Source organism: Singulisphaera sp. GP187, from assembly GCF_900129635.1.
Lineage (GTDB): Bacteria > Planctomycetota > Planctomycetia > Isosphaerales > Isosphaeraceae > Singulisphaera.
On record NZ_FSRB01000001.1, the window covers coordinates 3,765,782 to 3,791,459 of the forward strand.

Sequence of the window (25,678 nt, forward strand, 5' to 3'; positions counted from 1 at the left end):
GTGGAGCATCGGCTCCCTGACTTCTTGAAGCACGAAGTCGAAGAATCAGCCAACCAGCCAGAGTGGGCAATCGCGACGTACAGCCTCATTGGCGGCCAGGGCGAGCCGGGCGAAGGCACGAATCTCGGGGGCATCAGCCACCCAGCCGTCATCGGGGTCGCGATGGACGTTCAGCAGCTCCTTGAGGGCCTCATCGTCGAGCGCCAGATCCCAGCGCCCGGCCAATTCCGCTAATTCTTGACGGAGCCCGGGCAGGCTCGCACACTGCAAGGCCGCCCCCGCCGACAGCGGCAACGAGACGGTCCGCACGTTGGCCGGGAGATAGACACCCCGGCCATCCTGGCCCAGGGCCAGCAGGTTTACGACCGCATCGGCGCCAAGCAGCTCGACGGCGCGCGTCTGGAGATCGGTCCAGCCAGCCTCCGCGAGTTCGCCGAAATGGCAAGGAGGCACCCCCTCCCAATCGCCCTCCGCGCCAAAGGCATGGTCGAGAACCCCAGCGACCTCGTTGGCGAACGATTCCTCGAAGGTCCCTCGGGTTCCACCGACGGTGAACGACAATGCCATGAGGAGATTCCCCCTTCTACCCCAACGTCGCCTCCGACGTCAGGAACAGGCGAGGCCGGAGCCGGTCCTCGGAAGTTGCCGGAAAATGGCCGCGCTGGTCGATGTGGACAATTCGTATGCGCTCGCCGGATCGACCGAGCCGGGATCGCAACGTGGAACCAGAGAGGGATAGCCCACCCGCGGAGAAACGGCGGCCTGTGCGAGCCGAGTGGAGGCACTTGACACGACGGGCATTGATGCGAATCTCTCGGGTTGTCGACTCGAAACCGCGCTGTCGGTCGGGTTTACAAGCTGGGGTCTGGTTTCGCGCATCAAGTCCGCGTATTCTCGCAGACCAACGGCAGCCGACCACGCTCTGAGTTTGGACTTGCCCCCAGAGTCTGTCAAGCATCAATATCCAGGAGGTTGGTTTTTATGTTGCGACGTACGACTCAGGCCGTATTGGGTACCGTCGCAATCGTGTTGACGTCGGGATTCGCGGGATTTGGGCAAGAGCAGGAGCGTTCGTCCTCGCCCCTCGGCTTCTCGTCCGCGCGGCGCGCGACCGAGCTCGAGGCCGAAACCCGTGCGTTGGCCGTTCCCACGCCCGCCCATGCCCGCGCCTGGCTCCGCACGCTCACCGAAGAGCCGCACGTCGCGGGGACCCCCGCCGACCACAAGACGGCCCGCTTCGTTCGCGATAAACTGCAAGAATGGGGCTGGGACGCCAGCATCGTCGAATATGAGGTCCTGCTCAACTATCCCGAGAACTCGCGACTCGCCAACGACGAGGTCTACGGCACCAGCCTCGAGCTCATCCGCCCCAACCGACAAAAACTGCCCGTGCTTGAGGCCTTCGTCAAAACCGACAAAGACTCGGCTAGCGAGCAAGCATTCCCCGCCTTCCATGGCTATGGCGCCTCGGGAACCGCCAACGCCCAGGTGGTGTATGCCAACTATGCCCGACCGGAGGACTTTGACACCCTCGACAGGCTGGGCATCGAGGTCCGAGGCAAGATCGTCCTGGCGCGGTACGGCGAAATCTTCCGCGGCCTGAAGGTGCGCAACGCCCAGAAGCGCGGTGCCGTGGGACTCTTGATCTATTCCGACCCCGCCGACGACGGCTATGCCAAGGGAGACGTCTACCCCGACGGCCCCTTCCGGCCCGGCTCGGCGATCCAGCGCGGCAGCGTACAGTTCCTCTCGCTCGGGCCGGGAGACCCCTCAACCCCGAACGGGCCGTCCATCAAGGGGGCCAAGCGACTCCCGTTCGATGCTCGTAACGGCTTTCCGCTCAACGCCACCCCGAATCCCACGGGCATCATCTCCCCTGAGTTGCGCCACGCCGGCGATGCCTGGGAGAAGGAAACCGGCCTGGTCCGCGACGACTATTTCGCGAGCATCCCGGCGCTGCCGATCAGCTACGACGCCGCCCGGCCGATCCTCGAGGCCCTGGCCGGCGACAACGTCCCGGTGGGCTGGCAAGGCGGGCTGCCGTTTGCCTACCACGTCGGACCAGGACCGGCTGAAGTGAACTTCTCAACCACGATGGACTATCAGCTCCGAACGATCTGGAACGTGGTCGCCAAGCTCAAAGGGGAGGTCGAACCCGATCGCTGGGTGCTGGTCGGCAACCATCGCGACGCCTGGGTCTACGGCGCCGTCGATCCGGGAAGCGGGTCGGCCGCGACGCTCGAGATGTGCCGGGCTCTCGGGACCGCCGTCAAGAACGGCTGGAAGCCAAGACGAACGATTGTTTATGCTAGTTGGGACGCTGAAGAGTACGGCCTGGTCGGTTCGACCGAATGGGCCGAAGAGCATGAGAAAACGCTCGACGAGAAGGCGGTGTTGATGCTCAACGTGGATTCGGCGGTCGCCGGTACGGAGCTTGACGTGGACGGCGTTCCGTCGCTCCGCGACCTCCTGCTCGACTCCGCCGACGCGGTGACGGATCTCCGCACCGGGCGATCGCTCCGCAAGAGCTGGGTCGAGCGCAAACGGGCACGCTGGATCAGCCAGGCACCGGTCGACCTCGCCACGCCCGAAGCCGAGAAGGATTCGCACCGAGATGGCTCCGTTGCGCCACGGTTCTCTCCCCAGATGGATCCGCTCGGTTCCGGCTCCGACTACACTGCGTTCCTCGACCATCTCGGCATCCCCGCGATCGACGTCGGCTTCAGCGGTCGCTATGGCGTCTATCATTCGATCTACGACAACTTCCACTGGATGGAGACGCAGGGCGATCCTGAATTCCTCACCCACACGATGGCCGCGCGACTCTACACCGTGTTCGTCATGCGCGCGGCGGCGGCCAACGTCGTCCCCTTGACCTTCACCCCGTATGCGGAAGTGCTCGGCGAACATCTCGACGAGCTCAGGCGGATGGTCGAGCGAAAGGCCCGCGCCTCCAGCGCCGATCCGAGCAAGCCGCCGTTTCGGTTCAAAGGCGTGTCCGAGCTCAGCCAGTCGATCGCCCGGTTTGCGGCCCAGGCGAAGTCGCTTGATCGCCAGGCGGCCGTCGTGGCCGCGGATGAAGGGGCAACGGCCGAGCGGCTCTCTCGGCTCAATGACGCCTTGAGCCGGGTCGAACGCGCGTTCCTGCTCAAGAACGGGCTCCCCGACCGCCCCTGGTTCAAGCACTCGGTCTACGCCCCCGGGCTCACCACCGGCTACGCCTGCTGGCCACTCCCCGGCGTTCGCCAGGCAATTGCCTCCAGCAACACCGAAATGCTGACCAGCCAAGTCGCCGCGCTCGTCGAACGGATCGACGCCGCGACGATGGCCATGAAAGACGCGGAATCGGCCGCCAAACCATAAACGTCCAGGTTCGCGTTCGCGATCCTTCCTTGATCCACCTCTCTTTCCTACCCCGCCGGTCTTCTGCGAGACAAAGGACACTTCCCGGATGAGTGAGACGACAACCAGGGAATTCACCAAGCTGCCCAGGGTGCTTGGCCCGGTTCAGGCGCTCTGCGTCATCGTTGGTTCCGTGATCGGTTCAGGCATCTTCATCGTTCCGGCGCAAGTCGCGCGCGACGTCCCGAACATCTCGGGCATCGTGCTCGTCTGGGTGATCGGGGGCATGTTCAGCCTGGCGGGCGCGATGACGCTGGCCGAACTCGGGGCGATGATCCCCCGCGCGGGGGGACTCTACGTCTACCTCCGCGCCGCCTATGGCGCATTGCCCGCCTTTCTGTTCGGCTGGACCGAGTTCCTGATCATGAGAACGGGCTCGATGGCGACGCTGGCCGCGGCGTTCGCCACCTACTTCGCACACCTCGCTCCGGCGCCCGGCAACATCCGCGACCAGATCTGGCAGGCCGGGGCCGCGGTCACCGCGATCGCGGTCGTGACCACGATCAACGTCCTGGGGACCGCGATCGGTGGCCGAGTCCAGGTCGCGGGTACGGCGCTGAAGGTCGGCGGCCTGATCACCCTGATCATGCTGCCGCTCGTGCTCGGCGGCGGCAAATCCGCCAACCTGACCCCGCTCTTCCCCCCGGCTCTGAACCTCTCGCTCCTGGGCGGGATGATGGCCGCGATGGTCGGCGTGCTCTGGGCCTATGACGGCTGGGTCAACCTGACCTCACTCGCCGAAGAGGTCCGGGACCCGGGGCGGAACATCCCGAAAGCCTTGGTGCTCGGGATGGGGGCTTTGATCGCACTCTACCTGGCGATGACACTCGCCTACCACTTCGTCCTGCCCCTTCCCGATATCGCCGCCCTGGCCGACGTCAAGCGAGGAGACAAGGCCGTCGCCGCGCTCTACTGTTACCGGCTCCTCGGAAACAATGGGGTCTTGGCGATCTCATTCTTGGTGATGTGTTCCACTTTTATCTCACTCAACGGCAATGCCCTGACCGGTCCCCGGGCCTACTTCGCGATGGCGCGCGACGGCCTGTTCCCGATGCGGATTTGCCGGATTCATCCTCGATTCCAAACCCCGTCCAACGCGATCATCGCGCAAGGGACCTGGGCGATCATGCTCACGGTCATCGGCACGGTGCTCATCGTCGCGCCCGCCCCCGGCCCGGACAGCGGTCTCCCCACCTTCATCGTCTCCGTCTGGACCAAGTTGAACCAGACCCCGCTTTATAAACTCCTCTACACCTACGTCATCTTCGGCGCCAACATGTTCAACATGCTGGCGATCGGGAGCGTGTTCGTCCTCCGCAAGAAGCGGCCCGACATGCCTCGTCCCTATCGCGCCTGGGGATACCCGTTCACCCCCCTGCTCTTCCTCATGGCCTCGCTCTTGCTCATGGCCGACATGCTCCGTGCGACGCCCGCCGAGTCGATGGCCGGGCTCTTGATCGTCGTCCTCGGCCTGCCCGCCTACTGGGTCTTCTCTCGCAACGGGGCCGCGGTCGTCGTCGACGAACCCTGACCTGTGGATGTAACGAGAAAGCCGACGCAAACAAACGAGGGGGACTGGCTCGCGCCAGTCCCCCTCGTTGCGCAGGTTAGTAAGGTCCCAAAGGCCGACCATCTCGACTCTCGGAACGCTCCTGAAAGGAGTCTGCCGGGCGGACTACGGCTTTTCTTCCTTCGAGAGCCGGTCAGCCGTCGGGAGGGCGAACCGAGGCGGCGGCTGGTTCTTGCGGTGCTCGTCGTCGACGGTCATCTGAAGGAAACCAATGCACATCTCATCAGTCGTTTGCTCACCCCAGTGAACGGCGACCGGGGGCGAGGTGGGATTGGCCGAGTTCTCGGCCGAGTTGTCGAAGTGGGCCTTCATCTCGATCCGGGTTCCCTTGGGGAGAGGGACCGGCGTCGCAAAGTCGTAAGCCCCTTGCCAGTTGAAGTCCCATTGATCGATCCGGATCAAGGTCACGGTCGACCCATCAGGGCGGATCGCTTTCATCAAGAAATCTTTGCCAAGCCAATGCATGTGAGGCGTAATGGCAATAAGATGCGAATCCTCATTGATTGTTTGAGTGCCGCTGATCTCGTAGTGAGCATCACCCGCCGGGATCAAGAGCGTCGGGCGTCTGAACAGTCCGGGTGACGGGGGCATGATCCGAGCTCCCCGTACCTGCTTGTCGACCTCATGCTTGGCGAAGTAGAGACCGATCGACGTGTTGTCCGACTCAACCTTGCCGCTGCGATGATAATGGACCTGAAGCAAAACGTCGGAACCGGCCGGAAGATAGCGGCCGACCCCATCAGGTAAGGGGAGAGCCACCTTGCCCGGCGACCAGCCCCCAAGCCCTCCCGACGGGATCATGCCAAACCCGCCGAACGCCTTGTAGCCGGGCTTCGGATCGGCTTCATCGAGTTTCTTCGCCGCGCCTCGCACGTCGAACGCGGCCAGGACGTGGTGGACGATTTTCGGGTTCCCCGGGAGGAAGTCGACGGCGGCCACCCACCGGCCTTCGGTCAAGCCGGTCGGTAAGACGAAGACGCGGAGCTCGTCCTGGCCCTCGGCGTCGAGCGTATAGCTCTCGGTGGCCTTGAGAACCAGGTCGGGAGTGCCCAACGACCAATCCGACTCCCAGGTCCGCGGCGCGGGGGCGTCGGCGACGGCCCCCTCGGGACAACCGGCCTCGGCCCAACGGCCCAGGGTGGCAATCTCGTCCTGAGACAACACGCGGGCGTCTCGGAACGGCCCCCCCTCTTTGCTCGAGGCATGCCACGGGGGCATTTTTCGGTCAGCGGTCACGGCCGCCAGGTCGGCCCCACGCTTCCGCGCCTGATCGTAGTGCAGAAGCGAGAAGGGAGCCACCTGCCCCGGCCGATGACAGTCCTGACAGTGCTTCTGGAGAATCCGGACGACCTCGCGATGATAGGTCGGGGCCTCGGCAGCGGTAGCCGCCCCTCCCGACATCCCCATCACCAGCGCCATTCCAGAGGATCCCAACCATCGTCGCATCAAAAGGCCTCCCGATCGCTCAAACGCGGCCATGACTCACCCCAGTCTTCTCACCCAATTCAATACACGACGACCTCGGTCGGTGTTTCAATACTCATCAACGATAAGTCATGACCGCCTCCTCAATCTTCGGGAGGTGCAAGTCGGGAAAGAGATTCCTCAACTTTGAGGTGTCGAGCGAGACGTCGACGGGGCGAGGCTCGGCGAACGTCAGATCCGCTTGGCGGTTCGCGACCACCAGCGCGGGATCCAACCCGAGCGCGATCGCCTGGCGACGCACCAGGTCGAAACGGCTGACCCGCTCAGGCCCGGCAACATGGAGCAGGCCCCGAACCTCCGACTCGGCCAGATGGACCAAAATCCGCGCCGCGCTCTCGAGGTCGAGCGGGGTGCGGTACTCATCCTCAAAAAACGCTTGCGGCGTCCCCTCACGAAGTCCCGCGATCGTCCGCTCGTAGTAACTCGCGCGTCCCGACCGCGACGGTCCATACATGAGGCTCATCCGCACCACCAGTCCGCGAAGCACCGCCAGGACGGCGGGTTCGGCGTCATGCTTCGTCCGCCCGTAGGCCAGGATCGGTTCGGCGGGATCGTCTTCGCGAGACCACGACCTCGAACCGTCGAAGACCAGGTCGGTCGACGTGTACACGATCCGACGATCGTGCTCCGCGCACCAAGCCGCCAACCGCGCGGTCGCCTCGGTGTTGACAGCGCGCCCACGAACCGGGTCGCGACGTACCGCCTCGGCCGAACTCAGCGCCGCCGTATGGATCACGACCTCGGGATCCGCGTCCGACAACTCCCGCGCCACCGCCTGCTCCTCGGTCAGGTCCACGGGCCGCAAGGAAATCGGCCCGCGCGTCCCGACCTCGGAGCCGCTCCAGGCCCGGACCTCATGCCCGCCCTCGACCAGTTGAACGAGAAGAGTCGACCCAAGCTGACCGCTTGCCCCTGTGAGAACAACCCGCATCTCCTGAACCCCCTTGGTTTCTTAAATCCCGCATTCAATACATTTTCCGCAAGACGAGCATCGACCAGGCCGATGATAAGCCGACAGGAGGATCCAGAACAGATTCAGAGGAGCGGGACAGGATCAACTTGTTGAGGAGAGGGACCGTGATGAACATTCGCGAATTGCCGTTGGACGAGTTGGTCCTCGACCCGAATCTGAATTTGCGTGACCGGCTCGACGACTTCACAGTCGAACGTTATGCCGAATCCTGGGATCGACTGCCACCGATCACCGTCTACGAGATCGACGGGCGTTGGTTGGTCGCGGACGGGTTCCACCGCCATGCCTCGGCCATCACACTCGGGCGAAGGACGATCAAGGCAGAGATCGTCGAGGGGTCGTTCGAAGAGGCACTCGACTTCGTTTCCAGCGTTAACCTGTTCCACGGCTTGCCGTTAACCCGCTCCGAGCGTCGGCGAGCCGTCGACGTCAAACTTCGGCTCCATCACGACTGGTCCGATCGGCGGATGGCCGAGGAACTGGGAGTGAGCCGGGAACTGGTCGCCAAGACGCGGCGCAGCCTGATCGAGGGCAACCAGATCCCGAACAACCCCGGTCGGGTCGGAGCGGACGGAAAGACCTATTCCTCGGCCGGTCTCCCCAAAGATCCGAACGAGCACCTGCCCAAGGGTAAGTCGAGCGCCCAGCAGGACGACCCGCGCGACCGAGGGGGCCGCGAAAGCGACGCCCCCCCTTGGGACGACGCCACGTCGCCGATGCCCGCGGTATCGCGAGAGCCGACCGGCCTGGCCCCCTGGCAAGATGCCGACTCCAAGGCCGTTGCGCTCTCTGACCCCGTCCCCTCGGCGGCCCCCACCATCGATGAGATGCTCTCGCTGATGTCCAAGCAGGTGATGGAAGTCATCAACTGGACGCAAGCGGAAGGGTTCACCGAAGCCTACCGATCCGCGGGCGCGAACACACGCGGTCTCTTCCAGGCCGCCGTCATCAAGCTCGCCGCCCGGGCCGACCAACTCCGCAAACTCTGACCCGTCGATGTCGCGTTCTGGAGCGAAAATCGCCCGTCGGGTGGGCCGTGCCCACCCGACGGGATTCATTGGAGCCCGCTCGCCTGAAAATCAAAGCCCAAGCCGGCAAGTCCGCTCAAACCAACTCGCAGAGCACGCTGTCGGCCAGGAACAGGCCCTCTCGAGTGAAGCGCACCCGGTTACCGTCCTCTTCGAGCAGGCCCCTCCCCACATACTTTTTGAGTGTGGGACCCGCAAGTTCGTCAAGGTCGAAGCCCGTTCGCCGCGCAAAGTCTGAGCGATCGATACCGGCGATGGTCCGCCTCAGCATCAGGACGGCCGTCTCGCGCGCATGGGCCTCCGGTTCCAGCGATTCGGTGGGCCCGGTCGCCTCCCGCCCCTCTTCAATCCGTCGCAGGTACGCCGGCAGATCGCGTGTGTTCACCGAACGGATGCCGTCAACGTAGCGGGCCGCCCCCACGCCGACCCCGAAGTAGGCGTCGTTCGCCCAGTAGATGAGGTTGTGCCGCGACTCGTGGCCAGGGCGTGCAAAGTTGGAGATTTCGTACATCAGCAACCCAGCCTGCCGCAAGCGGTCGATGGTGTGCTCGTACATCGCCCGTTCGGCTTCTTCGTCGACCTCGCGCACCTGGCCGGCCTGCCACTGCTTCCAGAGCGCCGTGCCCTTCTCGTAGACGAGGCCGTAGCACGATAGATGGGCCGGTCCGAGCGACAGGGCCGTTTCGAGGTCCGCCTCCCAGAGCGGGAGCGTGGAGCCGGGCACGCCGAAGATGAGGTCGAACGACCAGTACGGGAATCGCGGCCGGATCAAGTCGAGCGCTCGCGCCACCTCTTCGGGGGCATGATTCCGCTCCAGGGCCTGCAGCAAGGCCGGCTGGAACGACTGCGCTCCCAGACTCACCCGGTTGACCCCGCCCGCCGCCAGGACGTCGGCCTTTTCCTCATCGAGTGTCCCCGGGTTCGCCTCGACCGTCCATTCCCCGCCTGGCTCCAAGAGAAACCAGCGCCCGATCATCGCCAGCAACCGCCGCAACTGACCCGCGTCGAGCCGAGTCGGCGTCCCGCCCCCCACAAAGATGGTCTCCACCGGTTGGGGAGTCCCCATCCTCGCCATCTCACTCTCCAGGGCGGTGAGGTAGCGGTCGGCCAAATGGTCGACGCCAGCGAGCGAAGCAAAGTCACAATAGCCACATTTATGGGCACAAAAAGGAATGTGGATGTAAGCGGCGCGTGGCCAAATCCAAGAGTCAACCATTTTCGACAACCAACTTCAAAAATATTGCCAACAAACAAAGCAAGCATGAACAACCCGCAAGCAAAACCGCCCGAGCGCAAGAGAAGCCACTCAAGTTTCGCGGATCGTGAGATCGAGACCCGAGAACCACGCAACTCAAAGCACGGCCTCGATAAACCGAATCTCAGGGACGTGTGACTTCAGGGTCGCCTCGACCCCCATGGTCAACGTATACGAGGCCGACGAGCAGCCCTGGCACGCCCCTTGCAATCGAACTTGCACGATATTGTCCTCGTCGATGTCGACCAGTTCGAGGTCGCCCCCGTCGGCCCGAAGGTTCGGCCGAACGTGCTCATCGAGGACCGCTTCCACGCGTTGCTTCAGTTCTTGGCGTTGCAGGTTCGCGTCAGTCATAAGAGGTTCCGGACATGGCGGTTCGTGATACGTGTCGGCGAAACAATCAATGGCCAGGGCAACGGCTCTCGGAATGCCCGACGCGTTTCCCCAGCATGCTTCTCTCCTTACCGTCTCGATCAATAGGCCCGGCTCCCGCCACCATACCCGCCGCCACCACCCCCATACCCGCCACCTCGGGTCCCACCCAGTCGGGGACCAGCCCCACCGCCGCCACCTCCGGGCGTTCGAGGCCGCGCTTCGCTGATGTTGAGCCGGCGCCCCTGAAAGTCACTGCCGTCCAGACCTTGGATCGCGGCATCGCCTTCGGCGTCGTTGACCATCTCGACAAACGCGAAGCCACGGCTTCGACCCGTTTCGCGATCGTCGACAACCTGAGAGGTGGAGACCGCTCCAAACGACTCGAAGAGGGCCTGGAGTTCTTCCGAGGTCACCGAAAAGCCAAGGTTTCCCACATAAAGCCGCTTAGCCATCGCTTTTGCCTAGAACAGGCTCTCCCCTTGCGCCGAAATCCACAACAAGGCGTGCCCGGGTCCCCCCGAAAGGACCATCACCCGAGCCGACAGCGTCTTCAACCGTCATGGCTGCCGTCTCGAGCGTTCCCCGCCCGACTTCCGACTCGCCAGTTCGAATTCCTCGAGGCATAAGCAGGACGCCGGACGAGCCCGGATTCCCGTTTGCCCTCCTTATTAGTATAAGCCTGGACCACTCCCCGCTTCAACGCAAAAGCCGTTGTGGACGTCCATTCGGGTGGCGAAGGGCTCAAGGGAGCGGCATTCGGATCCAAGCCAAATGATCCCGAAAAGATTCATCCGCCCAAATACCCACAAACATGGATCACTTATCCCGCCAAAGCTCCCGAGCAAGACGCCTCGATCCGCCGGCCCAAGCGGCCCCGGAGTCAACCTCGAGAACCAGGACGGCATGCTCGACTTCGCCCGCGTGATCGCTTCGCCGCGCATCGTGGCCAGGAGTACCTGCCTCAAAAACGTCACGGAAAGCCACTGGCCGCCATAACCAGCGGAAACATTCATGGGCCACCCTGCACCCCTTGATCGCTTAATGAAAAAATGGCTCTCCCCTGGGTGTGCTCCTCAATTCAAGTGTTCAAAGGCCATTTGATGAGGGGGGCCTCGGTCAACCTTGATTTCATTAGCCTGAGACGAATAACGGGTTCGAGAGATTTACTGTAAATCTAGTCTATCCACATGGCAACCTCGACCGCTACAGTGGCGTGTATCAATCCGCTGATGATCGAAAGTAGGTGACACGGAATCGCTGTTCTTGCTTCCACCTTCCTGGTTTTGTGTTGCAACCGAGTGGGTGAGACGACGCCGTCGAGCGCCACTTCGATCTTGCCCAGCGGAATATCAAGTCTAAAACAATCCCCCCTTCGCATTTTCATTTATGTTTTTATACCTTTCAGGGCACGCCTTCACTCCCTGATCGGGTTTCTCGTTCCCTGTCGTCTTCACGGTATTTGTTTCGTTACTGATCAGTCGCTAACATCTCTCGCTCCAAGGATTCGATTCATGAAGAAACGCCATGCTTTTACGCTCATCGAGCTGTTGGTCGTCATCGCAATCATCGCCGTCTTGATCGCGCTTCTCTTGCCTGCCGTCCAAGCCGCCCGGGAAGCCGCACGCCGGTCGCAGTGCGTGAATAACCTGAAGCAGATCGGCCTGGCCATGCACAATTACGAGAGCTCAAACGGCGGGTTACCGCCGGCGAAAATTTTTTCGGCGGGCACCTTGGCGGTCTCCAACGACGCCGGTGGCCAGGGGCTCGTGTTGAATACCACGGCCCACACCATGATCCTGAGCTTTCTGGAGCAGACGGCGCTCTACAACGCATACAACTTCAGCCTCCCGTCGACCAACGCGGTCAACTCGGGAGTCAATAAGGTTTTGGTCGGGGGCACGAGCGCTTACCTGAGCAACACCACGGTCACCTGCTCCATGGTGGCCAGCTACCTCTGTCCGTCCGACATCACCCCGGCTCCCTATACGTCGACCTCCGCGGCCTATCCCGCCAACAATGCGGTTCGCACCAGTTACCTACTCGCCGCCAGCCAGTACTACGAGACCTACAACGCCCGCAATTGGGCGAGTGGACGTCCGGTGGATGAAGGAGTTTTCTCGGGAACCGATTGGTCGACCTCCCTCGCATCCATCAAAGACGGCACCAGCAATACCGTGTTTGTCGGCGAATCCAGGCACGAGAAGACGAACCCCGATTATGGTGCATGGTGGGGACAAGGTATGTGGACCTCGACCCACGGCATGGTCTACCCGGGCGGCGTTGCCGACAATTTCCTGTACACGCTTCCCAACGCACCGGCTCTCCCCCGGCTCGTGTCCCCGGCGAACAACCCCAAGAAACTGGGGTATGCCTGGACCTTCAGTAGCACCCACTCCGGCGGTATCAACGTAGCCTTCGCCGACGGCAGCGTCCGTTTCATCAAGAACTCGATCAATCCCTACACATGGTGTGCACTTCACACCATGCGAAATGGTGAAATTATTAGCGCTGATGCTTATTGACCATCACCAAGGGGGCTGGGTGACTTCGGCCCCATTCGTGGTCGAAGCCACTCAAGACATTCTGTTCGCCGCCCCGAACGAATCACGACTTGATTTGACGAGGACAATAATGCGACGAATGATCATGGCCGCCATGGCCGTGTTGTTGAGCGGTTGTGGCGAATCGGGCCCGAAACTGCTTCCCATCAGTGGTACAGTCACGAACAACGGCAAGCCCGTCGAAGGGGCGAGCGTAATTTTTACCCCGGAACCGTCGAACGCTCTCGCCCAGCCGGCGACCGCCGAGAGTGGACCCGACGGGAAGTATCAGCTCATGACCCGCGACCAACCGGGAGTGGCGGCTGGTAAGTTTCAGGTCGCGGTCCTCAAGGTCCCTCCTCCACCCGCGAGCACGAACGAATCGTTCAAGGACGACCCGTTCATGGCACAGCTCTCGGCATCGGCACCCGACGCGAAGAAGAAGAATGATCCGGCGTCCGCAACACTCGAAGGTAACTTCGAGCGTGAAGTGACCGCTGAGGAACCGGTGATGGACTTCGATATCAAGTCGAAGTCGACCACCGCGACCGAGAAGAAGTAAGTTCCTTTCCCCGTGGGAATGGCCCTGAACTTGAGCTTCCGCACTCCAAATCATGCAGCGGGGCGGGACGGTGAAAACCGTTCCGCCCCGCTTCATTTGTGGGTTTCAGTTCCTTCTTGACGGGGTTTCCCGCGCTCCGCCGAGGCCGCATCGCCGTCCCGACGTCCACAAGGCTTAGGAATCCTTGGGGCTTTTCCCTTGCAACCGGCTCCATGGGCGATTACGACGTATCGCGGAACCACTCAATGGGACACGGCTCGCCGACCACCACCGAAAATCGTTGCAATGCCCGCGATGCCGATGGCAGGGGTCGTCGCAAACGCTCCGACCCGGTAGTCGGCGGCGATCGGCGAGGGGTGTCACGATCTGCAAACGCCTCGAACCTCGGAGTCGTCCCATGACTGCCTCGACGCGGTACACCCCACTCGCGGTACTCGGCTGGGCTCTGGCCCTGCTTTCGGGGAGGCCGGCCAGCGCGGCGGACGCCTCGCCTCGTTCGATCGTCAATCGGCCCGTCGTGATTCATGCGAACGGAGCGAGTGGCGCCGGCCGTTTCGTGGTCGCCGAGCTCAAGGGAACGCTCCCTCCGGGCCTCTACACCCTGAAGCAGGGCGACAATGGCACGGCCTCACCGGCCGAGGTCTTCGAATCGGCGGGTAAGACGTTCATCGCCCTGACGACCGACCGCGCCGAGGCCGACGGCACCGGCTCCTACACGATCTCGGGGCGTGAAGCGACCGAGTCGGGCCAAGCCATCGCCCCTGACCGCCTCAAGGCCAATGAGATTCCCATCGAGACCGGCGGTCAACCGTTTGCGACTTACATCAGCGGTGAGCCGTTCAAACCATACTACTTTCCCGTCATCGGACCGACCGGCGCCTCCTACACCCGGGCCTACCCCATGAAGGTGGTCAAAGGGGAAGATGAGGATCACCCCCATCAACGGTCGTTGTTTTTTACACATGGAAATGTGAACGGCTTCGATTTCTGGGCTTCCGACCCGAAGAACAAACCCAATCCCAAGTTCGGATCGATCAAGGAAACCGCGCGCACCATCGTTCACAATGGCCAGCTCGCCGCCGTGATCCGGACGACCGACGATTGGGTCGGGCCCGATGGCAAGAAGGTGCTCGAAGACGAACGCGTGGTCGGCTTCTACGGGCTCGGGAAGAATCGGGTCATCGACTTCGACGTGACCCTGAAGGCGACCGACGGTCCGGTGACCTTCGGCGACACGAAGGAGGGGATGTTCGGACTCCGAGTCGCCTCGAGCATGGACGTGAAGAGCAAGACCAACGCCGGGGGCAAGATCGTCAACGCCGAGGGGCTCACCGACGACGGAGCCTGGGGCAAGGCCTCCCCCTGGGTCGACTACACGGGCCCGGTGGAAGGGAAGACGGTCGGAATTGCGATCCTGAACCACCCCGATAGCTTCCGCTATCCGACCACCTGGCACGTCCGGACCTACGGCCTCTTCGCCGCCAATCCGTTCGGTTGGCACGACTTCGGCCAGCCGCGGTCCGGCGAGTACGTGCTCCCGAACGGGGAGTCGATCCGGTTCCGCTACCGCCTGATTCTCCACGCCGGCGACACGGCTGCGGCCAACCTGCCCGCCGAATTCCAGGCGTATGCCAAGCCACCGCGCGTCGAAGTCGAGGCCAAGTGACGGTGTGACCGCGACACACGAATCGCTGAGGCAAGCCGTCTGATGGGGGTCAGGTCAGGTTGCTCTGGTGGTCCCGTCTCCGAGTTGAAACAATAGACGGGTCCACCCTGGGGAACGATCTTTCCCCTCCCCTGTCGGCGCGTCCTCCTCGCGGCCTTTCCGAGAGTTGTTGCTATGGCGATTGGTCCTTCGCTGCTCGCAGTCCTGCGAAAGCGTCCAGGGCCAAGTTCGCGCTGGCCGCTGGCGATTCTGGCGCTCGTCGCGCTGGCGATTCTGCTCGGACCGTTACTCTTCGACCTATTCATGGTCATCCCTTGGCCCACGCGAAAGCGAATGGGGCAGGCCATTTTCCTGACGATCCTGGCGCTGGGGTTCCGCCGCCTTCTGACCGTAAAGCCCGGGGACGCCTGGCCGGCCCCGTCCCGCGAAGCCGGTGCCGACCGCTCGAGCGTCTGGCTGCCCTGGGCCTTGCAGATCGCGGTCGCCTCATTGGCGGTGCCCCTGCTCAGTCATCCCGAAAACCTCGGCTTCGGGGATTGGGACTATTTCCTCGAAAAATTTGAGAGCATCCGGCGGGTGATCCTCGTCGCGCACCAGTTTCCCTGGTGGACCCCGTGGTGCCGGGGCGGCTTCCCCCTGGCGAGCGACCCGCAGTGTGGCGTCTTCTCGATCGCCACGCCCCTGGTTTTGCTGCTCGGAACGTCGACGGGGCTGCATCTGGCTACCGTGATCGACCTGATGATCGCCGTCGAGGGGGCGCGCCGGCTCGCCTGGACCTGGTTCCGCGAGCCCTGGGCGGCGGCCGCGGCGGCCCTGATCTACGGGGTCAATGGCGGCGTGCTCGTCTACACGGTCGCCGGGCACTTCATCCCGATGAGCTATTGCGCTCTGCCCTGGCTCCTCCTCTCCGCATTCCGGATCGGCCACCGGTTCCGGGATGGCCTCTGGCTCGGCTTCTGGGCCGCCTTCGCGGTGCTCAGCGGAATCCAGTATCCCACCCTCTACGGCTTGCTTCTCGCCGGGCTCGTCTGGATTCGCGCCTTGCGCGTCCAGCCAGGACCGCTTCGCGGCCGACTCGTGTGGCATACCGTCGCGGCGGTTGGCGTCGGGCTCGCCCTGGCCGGCTGGCGGCTGGCCACCACCGCGCTCGTGTTAGCCGACTTTCCGCGGAAGTGGCAGTCGTCGTTCGACGCCTCGGTCGGCGAGGTCCTCGACTGGATGCTCTACAAGCCGGGGCCGGCCGTCCTCAAGGCCGCCACCTCGACCTACTTCTGGGAGTCCGCCTGCTACGTCGGGCCGGCCGTCCTCCTCCTGGCCCTGATCAGCCTGATTCACGGCTGGCGGTGGTGGCACACGCTGACCTTCCTCGGTCTCTGGTTGGCCATCGGCTCGATCCGCTGGACCCATCCGAGCTACTGGCTGGCGCAAGGACCGGTTTTCTCCACCATGCACGTCGTGACCCGATGGCGGATTCCCGCCATGCTCGGGCTTGGCCTCTCGGCCGCAAGCGTCCTCGCCCGGTGGCGGACTCAGGGGAACGCGTTCCACCGCGCTCTGGCCGCGGGCCTGGTCATCATGATCGCGGCCGATCTGATTGGCTACGGCCATCAGATTTTCGCGGTCGCCTCGAGCGTCGAGCCGGTGGAGTCGCTCTTTCCAGGCCCCCCCACCGCCACGTTGGTGAACGTCGAGAACGGTCTCGGATTCGCGGCCGTCCTCCGAGGCTACGGGATCGTCCGGGGCTATCAACCCCTGCTCGGCTACGACCGCAACCTACCGACCGCCCGGCTCTGGCAGGGCCACACCCGTTACCGAGGCGAGGCCTGGACCAACGACGATGCGCCTCTGACCACCGAGTTCTGGAGTCCGAATCGAATCGTGTATCGGACGCGGCCGGGGCAAGTGGTCGAGATCAACCAGAATCCCGGCTCATGGTGGCGGATCAACGGCGCGTTCGCGTTCCCGAACCAGAAATGCGCGGAGTGGACGAAACCGTTCGTGGCACGGGCCGATTCCCAGGGCCGTCTCGAGTTGCGGATCGCACCTAAGGGCCTCGCGCTCGGCTGGGGACTGCACGCCTTCGGAATCGCTGTCGTCCTCAGCGCGGCCCTGGCTTGCCGGCGGCGGTGGAACCAGGCCCCGCTCGCGACCTGATTCAAGCGCGATCGGAATCGTCGTCCCGCCACACGGGATTCGCCCCCGTGTCCTCGGGTCGAGGACAGACGACGGTCGTCCCTGGTGAGACGACGCCGTCGAGCGACACGTCATGAGGCTCGACGGGCAGCGCATCGACCATCTGGCAATCGAACGCGAGCGCCCAGCGCGGCACGTCGTGTCGAAGGGTCGGCAGCAAGCGGTCGTAGTGCCCCGCTCCTCGACCGATCCGATACCCGCGGGCATCAAATGCAAGCCCTGGGACGAGAACCCAGTCGACCTGTTCCGGTTCGACCTCGGGGCAGCCGTCGTGCGGCTCGGGAATCCCGAGCATCCCACGTTTGAAATCGGTGTTGAGGTCCCCGACCCGGTAGAGCCGGAGTCGCCGTTGGACTCGATCGACGCGGGGACAGACCAGGTGCTTGCCCTGCTCCAGCGCGACCTCCAACATCGACTGAGTCGCGATCTCTTCGGGAAAGGCCGTGGCGTAGAGCAAGACCGACTTTGCGGCGGCGAACCCTGGAAGACTCGTGAATCGCGCGGCGAGGTTCGCCTCATGAGTCCGTCGATCCGCCGGGTCGAGTGCCAGGATCCGCTCGACCATCGCCTTGCGGAGTTCTCGCTTCCGCGCCCGGAGATCCATGGCCTTAACGTCCTGACCGAGGGAAAAAAGAATCGGCCCGCGATCACGTCCGGAATCCCGGAAGTAACCACGGGCACGATTAGGTTGGCCTCCACCGCAATGCCGTCGGAGCGCTTTTGAGAACCCGCAGTTCAAGTGGGCGCCTTAGACCTTCAGGGACAAGCCCAGAGGTATTGAATCGGCTCCCAACGGGTTTTCATTGGTTCGCCAAAAGTACACCCCTTCTCGTACATGGCAGAGGCATGTCCAGCCGAGACCAGACAGGCTTAGTCTAGCCGCGACTGACCTCGCCTTCAAGCAGAAAGAGGACGAAAACGACCCGACCGCCCGCTCGCCCCCCATCGTGGAAACAGAACACCAGGATTTCGATGATTCGCTCGCCCGTAAGGCGAGCGGGGAGCTCGCTGGTCGCCAAGACGGGTCTAGGGATGCGGCTCAGACGAGGCGATCTCGGTCCCTCGAAGGCGCACGAGTTGGTCGCGGATCCGGGCGGCCTCTTCATAGTCTTCCAGGGCCACCGCCAGCTCGAGCTGCTGCTCCAGTCGTTCCAGGGGACCTCGAGGGCGGTTGCTCTCGATGTCGCGTTTCCAACGGATCAGGAAGCCCAACTCCATGCATTCGGCCTCGTGGTCCGACTGCTCGTAGTCTTTGAGGAACTCACGGATCCCCTCGATCCCTTCGTCGATTTGTACGATCGCCTGGGAGGAGTCGTTCTTCGCGAGCGCGTCCAGCGCCAGGGCGCGGGTCCGCATCATCATCACGTAGGGTCGGTATTGGTCGAACTCGATCTTGTCCCGCGGGCGCGACGCATGCCGGACCACGAAGGCAAAAAGGCGGAGGTTCCGGTCGGTGTCCCGCACCACCAGGTCGTACCGCTGGAGATGGAACGCCGCAAGATAACGCTGATAATACTGTCTCCCCTCCTGCATCAGGGCCGCGCAGGCGGCGATGTCGAGGGAGAAGTCGTCGGCTGAGGAGCGGGCCTCGTAGAGTTCCAGCAGCGACTCGTGATCGTCGGGTCTCCGGCCATCGGGCCGACCCGACATTTCCATCTGAAGCAGACCGAGGTCCATCCGCATCTGGATCTTGTCGCGGCCGTCGTCTCCCGTCACGATCCGGACCTGCATTTCGTCCGGGTCATGCTCCCAGCCAGTCAGGATGGGCGTGATGTCCTTGCTCAATCGATGCGCCTCCCCTGTCTTGGGCCGCGGTTCTCGGATCCTGTTTTCATCCCAAGGGGAATTGTACGGTGACGAGGAAAGCGGGACCATCGAGGATTGGTAAAAGGGGAGGGATGATTTCCGTTTGACTCCGCGCCGGGCTTGGTGCCACGGCCCCTCTGGTTCGTGAGGCCGCGACGCTCGATCCCTGGAAAACACCACGCGGCCCGCGTCGAGCAAAGGGTGCTCGGCGCGGGCCGCGAGGTGTCGTCGTGAAGGCGATCGCATCAAACGCGGTCGCCGACGAGTCTCAGAGTTCGTTGCCGTCGTGAATCATCGGCTCCAACTCCTTGGTGTTCCGCTCGACGGCCAACACGATCGTCCGCTCTTCAACCCCGTCGGGGCTGGCGGCGACCGCCGGGATGATCTGCCGAGAGTCGGGGAGGCTGAACCGAACGGTAAAGGTCCCGTCAGGCCGCAGCTGCACCGGCTCTCCCTGGAGCGTGACCCGAGCATTCGGTTCGGTGGTGCCGTAGACGATCAGCTCCGCGTCGATCTCGAAGTGAAAATCGCGCCCGAGCGACGCCAACGCCCCCGTGCCGAGACTCTGGAGCGAGAGGCCCTGCATCGGCCGCCGCAGTCGCTCCTCGAACAAGTCCCGCAGATCGTTAGTCCCGGCGGGGTGACTCGCGTTCCCCCCCGATTGACTGTAGATCTTCTGGAACTGCTCCTGCACGCTGGCCCAGTTCTCGTCCAACACGTCGGAAACACCCGCCTTGGGAGTGCTGACGACGTTCGATCGCGCCAGGACAAAGAACTTGCCCCGACGAGCCAGGTAGCCAATGTCAATTCGATACGCCCGCGGGGGCGAAGTGACGTCGATGTACCAGTTGTTCACCCCCCCGTGAATCTCGATGTCGCGGACATGACGTTCCGATGCCGAGGTCGTATCTTCACTGGTCACATCCACGACCCGAAGGATCGGCCGGGCCGTGTGCCAGTCCTGCCCGAGTGCCGCCTGGGCCCGGGCCAGCGTCGAACGACTCAACTCCCAGTAAGCATGCAGCCAGTACGGATCGCGGACCATGGCGATGATCCGGTCCTTCACGCAGGCGTGGTCGAGGGACCGAGGCGGGACGACCGTCAACGGACGGGCGGGGGTTGAAGGCGCGGGCATTTTGCGCGACGCGTTCGGATTGATCTCCACTGACGGAACCGATTTTACCGCGGACTTGCCTGCCGACTTCTTCGGCGTTGTGGCAGGGACGGATAACGCCTTGATCAGTTGATCTTTGCGCATCGCATGCCACCCGACAATCCCTTGATCTTTGGCCAATTGCGCCAGATACTTCTTATTGCAGTCCTTGAGCGTATCGACGGTCATGCGGGCCACTCCGTCTCTATCCGCGGTGTTGCTGAGGGAACGCGGATTCGGACAAGGAACGCGTGGATCATCCCTGAGTGAGCCGATCCGGAAAACTCCATGCCTCCCGGACTGAGGAACCGTCCAGTCAGCCACGAAAAGGAGAGAGGCGATGCCACCAACGCCCGCGTTCGGAGGCCCATCAAACGAATAAAAGGCGACTCTCTCGCCCGTCAGGTTACGGGAAGAGGCCGCCTTTCACGTTGATCGGATCCGGAGCGCAAGGGTGACATCATATGCAGGTCCCCACTCTGGCTCATACCGGACTAATACCTAGCAACTCGCTTCGTAGGTCATAACAAATCCCACCTCTGCTGTCAAACAAAAATCCCCTCTCAGTGTCCGCCCGTGGACAAATCCCGAAATCTGTAACATTCCGAACGAACCGGCCCGCCCCCCAACCGTGGGGGTTCGCGAACTCCCCAAAACCTGTTGCCACAACACAATCGATGACATTGTGAAAAATTTCTCGAAGATTGCCTGTGGACGGTTGACAGGGCAAATGGGGCGGGTATAAATATTCTCGAAACGTTGGTTCGCCACTGCTGCGAGGTCTCCCGGCTGATCGAAATCGTTCGGGGTCTCGCCCTCCGTCCTGAGATGGAAGGGCGCGGGAGGCGCTTGTGAACCAGCCTGAACCACGCTCGAGACTGTCCGTCGGAATCCAGTGGGCTTCCCGAATCTCCACCATCGGGTTGGAGTTCGCGCTCCCTCCATTGATGGGTGCGGGACTCGACCGCTGGTGGCGAACCAGCCCCCTGGCCACCCTAATTGGGGCGGTCTTGGGTTTTGCGGTCGGAATGATGCACCTCCTCCGGATCGCTCGCGAAGGATCCCGATGATCAAGCAACGCTTTCCCTGAAGTCGAGGGGGAAGCCGGACGGACGGGCTGACTGGGCGGATTGGTTCGCCCTGGCCAGTCTCGGTGACGTGTCGATCGCTGTCGCGGATTGATGAGAGAACAGGATCAAAGCAGCCATGCCTGAGCACGGTCACAGTCCACTCAGCCACGTTGTCGACCATCCCAGTCTGGAATTCCCTCACTGGCAAGGTCCGACTTATTCGCTGGAGATGGAGCTACCGCGGATCGCCGGTCTGCAGATCACGCGGTTCATGGTCACCGAGGTGGTCGCCGCGATATTGATGCTGCTGATCCTGCCTCTGGTGGTCCGCCAGATCCGCAAGACTCCGGTGTCGCGTGGTTGGTTCGTGAATCTCTTCGAAGCCCTGCTCCTGTTTATTCGCGACCAGGTCGCGAGGCCCGCGATCGGCGGGCACGGAGCCGACAAGTTTCTCCCTTATCTCTGGACCCTGTTTTTCTTCATCCTGTTCAACAACCTGCTGGGCCTGGTCCCGGGCATGGCGTCGGCGACGGGGAATATCAACGTCACCGCGGTCCTGGCCTTGATGACGCTCGGCACGGTGGTTCTGGCCGGGATGCGTGAGATGGGGGTGGCTGGATTCTGGATTGGAATCGTGCCGCACCTGGACGTCCCTTGGTGGCTCAAGCCGCCACTCTGGGGCTTGATGTTCGTGATCGAAGTGGCGGGCCTCTTGATTCGCCACGTCGTGCTGGCGGTTCGATTGTTTGCGAATATGTTCGCCGGGCACGTCGTGCTGGCGGTGATCCTTGGGTTTATCATCATGGCCCAAGGATTCATCTTCTGGCCGGTGATGGGGGCAAGCGTCTTCGGCTTGATCCTCCTGAGCCTTCTCGAAATGTTCGTTGCGTTCTTGCAAGCGTACATTTTCACCTTCTTGTCCGCGTTGTTTATCGGCTCGGCGGTTCACCCGCACTGAGCCGGGGCAAGTGCGGTCGTACGGGTGGTCGTGTCACCCGGGGCGGAAGCTGATTTCGGCGCGCCGCCCCTTTCAACACGGCGGGCCGGACACGGCAACCGCAGATTCTCCCCTCATGTGAGACCATCTAGGAGACAAAGGTCCGATGAAATTCGTTAAGTCCGCCGTCCTCGCCTTCGGTCTGCTGCTGCTTGCTCAGGGTTCCGCGTCCGCCCAGACGGCTCCCGAGCCGGTCCGGGCCCCGAGTGCTCCGTTCGCGGATCTCCGGGCCATCGGTGTCGCCCTCGTGATCATGGGTGCCGCCTACGGGATCGGCAGCCTGACCAAGTCGGCCGTCGAGAGCATGGCTCGTCAGCCCGAAACGGCCGGCAACATCCAGACGGCGATGATCATCTCGGCCGCGCTGATCGAAGGTGTGACCTTCTTCGCGTTGATCATCATCTTGCTGCAAACGTACTGAGCGAACGATCGGCGGAACGTTCGGACCACGAGCCGTCGGACCGGTGGCTCTCGACCTGTGTCGAGGGTCATCCGGTCGTCTCCCCCGGCCTTCTCGGTCGTGGGCGGGTCGCACTGAACCATTCACGAGGTCCTCATCCATGCCCCGGCAACTGATTGCGGCCATTGCCTTGATGGCCTTGGCATTCGGACCGCTCGCCCGGGCGGCCGATACCCCCAAACCCGCTGAAGCCCACAACACCGAGGTTCGCGCTCATGATAGTGCGGCCGCGGGGGCGGGCGAGGCGCATGCTCCCTCGGGTCACGGGGAAGCCAAGCCCAATATTCTCGAACCCCAGCCGTCCGTGGCGATCTGGACGGTTGTCGTTTTCCTGGGACTCTTGTTTGTTCTGGGCAAATTTGCCTGGAAGCCGCTCTTGTTGGCGCTCCACCAGCGTGAAGAGCACCTCGAGCACGTGTTGCTCGACACCGAGCGCGCTCGCAACGAAGCGGAGAAGCTGCTCGCGGAACATCGACGTCAGGTGGCCGAGGCCGAGGCCTCGGCTCGCGCCCTGATCGAAGAAGCACGGACCCAGGCCCGCGCCACCGCCGAGGAGATCATCCAGAAAGCGCGAGCCGAAGCCGAGGTCGAGCAGAAGCGCGCCCGCCACGAAATCGAGACGGCACGCGACCACGCGCTTTCCGAGATCTGGACCAAGACGGCCGACCTGGCAGTCTCGGTCGCGGGCAAGGTGCTTGCCAAGGACCTCAGCGGTGACGACCACCGCCGCCTCGTCGCTTCCGCGATGAGCGAGCTGCCGGTGTTGGGCAACGGTCAGGGGAGCCACTCCGCATGACCGCCGCAGACACCGCCGCGACTCCGTCGGTCCACGGGACGGTCCTCGAAGACGTCCCCCAGGTGACGCGGTCCTACTCCGAAGCGCTGGTCAACGCCGCCCAGAACGCGGGGCAGGTTGACGAGATCCTCGACGAGCTCGATGCGATCTTCAACGAGGTGCTCGGGCCCGACACGGAGTTCGCCGCCGTGCTGGCCTCGCCGCTCGTCTCGCCCGCCGACAAGGACCGGACCCTCGTTTCCGTGTTCGAGGGTCGGGTCCACCCGACGGTCATCAACTTCCTCCGTGTGCTCAACCGCCACGGCCGCTTCGGGTCCCTGGGCGCCACCGTCAAGGCCGCCCGGGCCCTCTGGGACAAGCGGCAGAACCGCCGGCCGGTCCTGGTCCGGACCGCGGTTCCGCTCGACGACGCCCAGCAAGACGCGCTCCGCGAACATCTCGGCCGAATGCTCAGCGCGACGCCTCTCGTCCAGCTCGAAGTCGACCCGTCCCTGATCGGTGGCATGGTCATCCAGCTCGACGACGACGTGTACGACGCCTCGATCCGCAACCGCCTCGAACAGCTTCGCCAACGACTGATCGAAGGAAAGACGCATGAAATTCAAAGCCGACGAAATCACTTCAGTGATTCAGAGTGAGATCGAGCAGTTCCAGGCCCAGGTCACCCGGACCGAGGTCGGCCGCGTGCTCGAGGTTGGCGACGGCATCGCGCGGATCCACGGCCTCTCGGGCGTGATGACCGGCGAGATGGTCGCGTTCGATAACGGCGTGAAGGGAATGGCGCTCAACCTCGAGGAATCGTCGGTCGGCGTGATCATCCTCGGGGATTACACCACGATCCACGAAGGCGAGACCGTCACCGCGACCGGGCAGTTGCTCCGCGTTCCCGTGGGCGAGGCCCTGATCGGCCGCGTCGTCAACCCGCTCGGCGAGCCGATCGACAATAAGGGACCGATCGTCACCGACAAGTCCCGGCTCGTCGAATCGCCGGCCCCCGGGATCGTCGATCGTCAGCCCGTCGAAGAGCCGATGCAGACCGGGATCAAGGCGATCGACGCCATGACCCCGATCGGCCGCGGTCAGCGTGAGTTGATCATCGGCGACCGCAAGACGGGGAAAACCGCCATTGCGATCGACGCGATCCTCAACCAAAAGGGCAAGGGCGTCATCTGCGTCTATGTCGCCGTTTCCCAGAAGGAATCGACGACGGCCGCCCTGGTCGACGTGCTCCGCCGCCACGGCGCCATGGACTACACGATCGTCGTCTCGGCCGGTGCCAGCGACCCGTCTCCGCTCCAGTACATCGCCCCGTACGCCGGCTGTGCCATGGCCGAGTACTTCATGTACGAGAAGGGGGGCGCGACCCTGGTCGTCTATGACGACTTGTCGAAGCAGGCCGTCTCCTACCGCGAAATCTCCCTTTTGCTCCGCCGCCCGCCGGGTCGCGAAGCGTACCCCGGCGACGTCTTCTACGCGCACTCCCGGCTCCTGGAGCGCTCGGCGAAGCTGGCCAACAAATACGTGATCGTCCCCGACCACGCGCCCACCGAGACCGAAACGGTCACGGAGGAGTGGGGAGTCAACAAGAAGGTCTACCTTGGCGTTCCGGGCCTGGAAGAGGCCAAGCACGACCTCAAGGCACAGTACGCGCAAGGGCATAAGGTCGTGAAAACGACGACCTCCGGTGGCTCGCTCACCGCCCTGCCCTTGATCGAGACGCTGGAAGGGGAGGTCTCCGCCTACATCCCGACCAACGTGATCTCGATCACCGACGGCCAGATCTACCTCCAGCCCGACCTCTTCTTCGCGGGGGTTCGTCCCGCTGTCGACGTCGGCATCAGCGTCTCCCGGGTCGGTGGCAAAGCCCAGATTCCGGCCATGAAGAAGGTGGCGGGAAGCTTGCGGCTCGACCTGGCGGCCTTCCGTGAACTGGAGGCGTTCGCTCAGCTCGGCACCGAGCTCGACAAGGCGACTCAGCAGCAGCTCGATCGCGGTTATCGCATGGTCGAACTGCTCAAGCAGCCGCAGTATCAGCCGATGGAGGCGATCGACCAGGCGATGAGCCTGTTCGCCGGCTCCGAAGGTTACCTCGACGACGTGCCGATCAAAGAGGTCTCCCGTTGGGAGCAGGAGTTCCTGGCGTTCGTCCGCGACCATCGCTCGGGCGTCCGGACTCGCCTCGACAAAGAGCAGAAGCTCTCCGACGCGATCATCGTGGACCTGAAGGCGGCGCTGACTGAGTTCAAGGCGCTTTATCGCCCGTCCGCCTCGAAGACGCCGGCTCTGGCCGGCGCAGGGGCCTGACGACGATTGCTTCCGGACGGATACGGTTCGGTGACCGGCTGCG

At 63.3% G+C, this 25,678-nt stretch carries 22 protein-coding genes and 1 other RNA gene; 13 read left to right on the forward strand and 10 right to left on the reverse strand.

Going from position 1 to position 25,678, the window contains the following annotated elements; genetic code table 11:
* Positions 1 to 45 precede the first annotated feature (45 nt).
* Entirely contained in the window at positions 46 to 567 is a 522-nt protein-coding gene (locus tag BUS42_RS14655; RefSeq protein WP_074307543.1) for a hypothetical protein, read from the reverse strand.
* Between the two features lie 414 nt (positions 568 to 981).
* Between BUS42_RS14655 and BUS42_RS14660 the strand changes: the two genes are divergently transcribed.
* The gene (locus BUS42_RS14660; RefSeq protein WP_074307544.1) at positions 982 to 3,363 is read left to right on the forward strand and encodes a M28 family metallopeptidase; all 2,382 of its coding nucleotides are present in this window, start codon (positions 982 to 984) and stop codon (positions 3,361 to 3,363) included.
* Positions 3,364 to 3,451: 88 nt separating this feature from the next.
* Entirely contained in the window at positions 3,452 to 4,933 is a 1,482-nt protein-coding gene (locus BUS42_RS14665) for an APC family permease (RefSeq protein ID WP_074307545.1), read from the forward strand.
* Positions 4,934 to 5,077: 144 nt separating this feature from the next.
* Here BUS42_RS14665 and BUS42_RS14670 read toward each other — a convergent pair whose 3' ends face one another.
* The gene (locus BUS42_RS14670; RefSeq protein WP_074307546.1) at positions 5,078 to 6,418 is read right to left on the reverse strand and encodes a monooxygenase; all 1,341 of its coding nucleotides are present in this window, start codon (positions 6,416 to 6,418) and stop codon (positions 5,078 to 5,080) included.
* A gap of 97 nt (positions 6,419 to 6,515) precedes the next feature.
* Positions 6,516 to 7,388 (reverse strand): SDR family oxidoreductase, encoded by an 873-nt coding sequence (locus BUS42_RS14675; protein WP_074307547.1) that lies wholly within the window; start codon positions 7,386 to 7,388, stop codon positions 6,516 to 6,518.
* A 149-nt stretch (positions 7,389 to 7,537) separates the two neighbouring features.
* Here BUS42_RS14675 and BUS42_RS14680 point away from each other — a divergent pair, with 149 nt between their 5' ends.
* Complete coding sequence (locus BUS42_RS14680; RefSeq protein ID WP_074307548.1) at positions 7,538 to 8,419, forward strand: ParB/RepB/Spo0J family partition protein; 882 nt, start codon at positions 7,538 to 7,540, stop codon at positions 8,417 to 8,419.
* A 115-nt stretch (positions 8,420 to 8,534) separates the two neighbouring features.
* Here the strand turns inward: BUS42_RS14680 and hemW are convergent, their stop codons facing one another.
* From hemW to BUS42_RS14695, 3 genes are all read right to left on the reverse strand, one after another.
* Positions 8,535 to 9,674: a radical SAM family heme chaperone HemW gene (hemW, locus tag BUS42_RS14685; protein ID WP_074307549.1), complete on the reverse strand. Its 1,140-nt coding sequence runs from the start codon at positions 9,672 to 9,674 to the stop codon at positions 8,535 to 8,537.
* Positions 9,675 to 9,809: 135 nt separating this feature from the next.
* Positions 9,810 to 10,067: a NifU family protein gene (locus tag BUS42_RS14690; protein WP_074307550.1), complete on the reverse strand. Its 258-nt coding sequence runs from the start codon at positions 10,065 to 10,067 to the stop codon at positions 9,810 to 9,812.
* A gap of 119 nt (positions 10,068 to 10,186) precedes the next feature.
* Positions 10,187 to 10,540, reverse strand: a complete 354-nt coding sequence (locus tag BUS42_RS14695; protein ID WP_074307551.1) for an RNA recognition motif domain-containing protein — start codon at positions 10,538 to 10,540, stop codon at positions 10,187 to 10,189.
* Positions 10,541 to 11,599: 1,059 nt separating this feature from the next.
* On the opposite strand from BUS42_RS14695, the gene BUS42_RS14710 reads away from it, so the two are divergent.
* The 4 genes from BUS42_RS14710 (at position 11,600) to BUS42_RS14725 (ending at position 17,010) form a co-directional block, all read left to right on the forward strand.
* Positions 11,600 to 12,610 (forward strand): DUF1559 domain-containing protein, encoded by a 1,011-nt coding sequence (locus BUS42_RS14710; protein WP_074307554.1) that lies wholly within the window; start codon positions 11,600 to 11,602, stop codon positions 12,608 to 12,610.
* Positions 12,611 to 12,719: 109 nt separating this feature from the next.
* A complete protein-coding gene (locus BUS42_RS14715; RefSeq protein WP_074307555.1) occupies positions 12,720 to 13,190 on the forward strand; it encodes a carboxypeptidase-like regulatory domain-containing protein in 471 nt (156 codons plus the stop codon).
* A 397-nt stretch (positions 13,191 to 13,587) separates the two neighbouring features.
* Complete coding sequence (locus tag BUS42_RS14720) at positions 13,588 to 14,856, forward strand: DUF6807 domain-containing protein (RefSeq protein WP_074307556.1); 1,269 nt, start codon at positions 13,588 to 13,590, stop codon at positions 14,854 to 14,856.
* Positions 14,857 to 15,030: 174 nt separating this feature from the next.
* Entirely contained in the window at positions 15,031 to 17,010 is a 1,980-nt protein-coding gene (locus BUS42_RS14725; protein ID WP_074307557.1) for a hypothetical protein, read from the forward strand.
* Between the two features lies 1 nt (position 17,011).
* Here the strand turns inward: BUS42_RS14725 and BUS42_RS14730 are convergent, their stop codons facing one another.
* The 4 genes from BUS42_RS14730 to BUS42_RS14745 form a co-directional block, all read right to left on the reverse strand.
* Complete coding sequence (locus BUS42_RS14730) at positions 17,012 to 17,653, reverse strand: 5-formyltetrahydrofolate cyclo-ligase (RefSeq protein WP_074307558.1); 642 nt, start codon at positions 17,651 to 17,653, stop codon at positions 17,012 to 17,014.
* Positions 17,654 to 17,740: 87 nt separating this feature from the next.
* Positions 17,741 to 17,897, reverse strand: a non-coding RNA gene (gene ssrS, locus BUS42_RS14735) — 6S RNA.
* Between the two features lie 178 nt (positions 17,898 to 18,075).
* A complete protein-coding gene (locus BUS42_RS14740) occupies positions 18,076 to 18,834 on the reverse strand; it encodes a UvrB/UvrC motif-containing protein (protein ID WP_074307559.1) in 759 nt (252 codons plus the stop codon).
* 289 nt (positions 18,835 to 19,123) lie between these two features.
* Positions 19,124 to 20,197, reverse strand: coding sequence for a DUF4912 domain-containing protein (locus BUS42_RS14745; protein ID WP_074307560.1), 1,074 nt, complete (start codon positions 20,195 to 20,197; stop codon positions 19,124 to 19,126).
* Positions 20,198 to 20,859: 662 nt separating this feature from the next.
* Here BUS42_RS14745 and BUS42_RS46465 point away from each other — a divergent pair.
* From BUS42_RS46465 to atpA, 6 genes are all read left to right on the forward strand, one after another.
* Positions 20,860 to 21,078 carry an AtpZ/AtpI family protein gene (locus tag BUS42_RS46465; RefSeq protein WP_074307561.1) on the forward strand — a complete coding sequence of 73 codons (219 nt, stop codon included), beginning with the start codon at positions 20,860 to 20,862 and terminating at the stop codon, positions 21,076 to 21,078.
* Between the two features lie 136 nt (positions 21,079 to 21,214).
* Positions 21,215 to 22,036, forward strand: a complete 822-nt coding sequence (gene atpB, locus BUS42_RS14755; protein ID WP_074307562.1) for a F0F1 ATP synthase subunit A — start codon at positions 21,215 to 21,217, stop codon at positions 22,034 to 22,036.
* 145 nt (positions 22,037 to 22,181) lie between these two features.
* Entirely contained in the window at positions 22,182 to 22,496 is a 315-nt protein-coding gene (gene atpE / locus BUS42_RS14760; RefSeq protein WP_074307563.1) for an ATP synthase F0 subunit C, read from the forward strand.
* A gap of 139 nt (positions 22,497 to 22,635) precedes the next feature.
* On the forward strand, positions 22,636 to 23,331 hold the full coding sequence (atpF, locus tag BUS42_RS14765; RefSeq protein WP_074307564.1) for a F0F1 ATP synthase subunit B: 696 nt from the start codon (positions 22,636 to 22,638) through the stop codon (positions 23,329 to 23,331).
* Positions 23,328 to 23,969, forward strand: a complete 642-nt coding sequence (atpH, locus tag BUS42_RS14770; RefSeq protein WP_074307565.1) for an ATP synthase F1 subunit delta — start codon at positions 23,328 to 23,330, stop codon at positions 23,967 to 23,969. Before atpF ends, atpH begins: the two co-directional genes overlap by 4 nt.
* A complete protein-coding gene (gene atpA / locus BUS42_RS14775; RefSeq protein ID WP_074307566.1) occupies positions 23,926 to 25,635 on the forward strand; it encodes a F0F1 ATP synthase subunit alpha in 1,710 nt (569 codons plus the stop codon). Before atpH ends, atpA begins: the two co-directional genes overlap by 44 nt.
* Positions 25,636 to 25,678 lie beyond the last annotated feature (43 nt).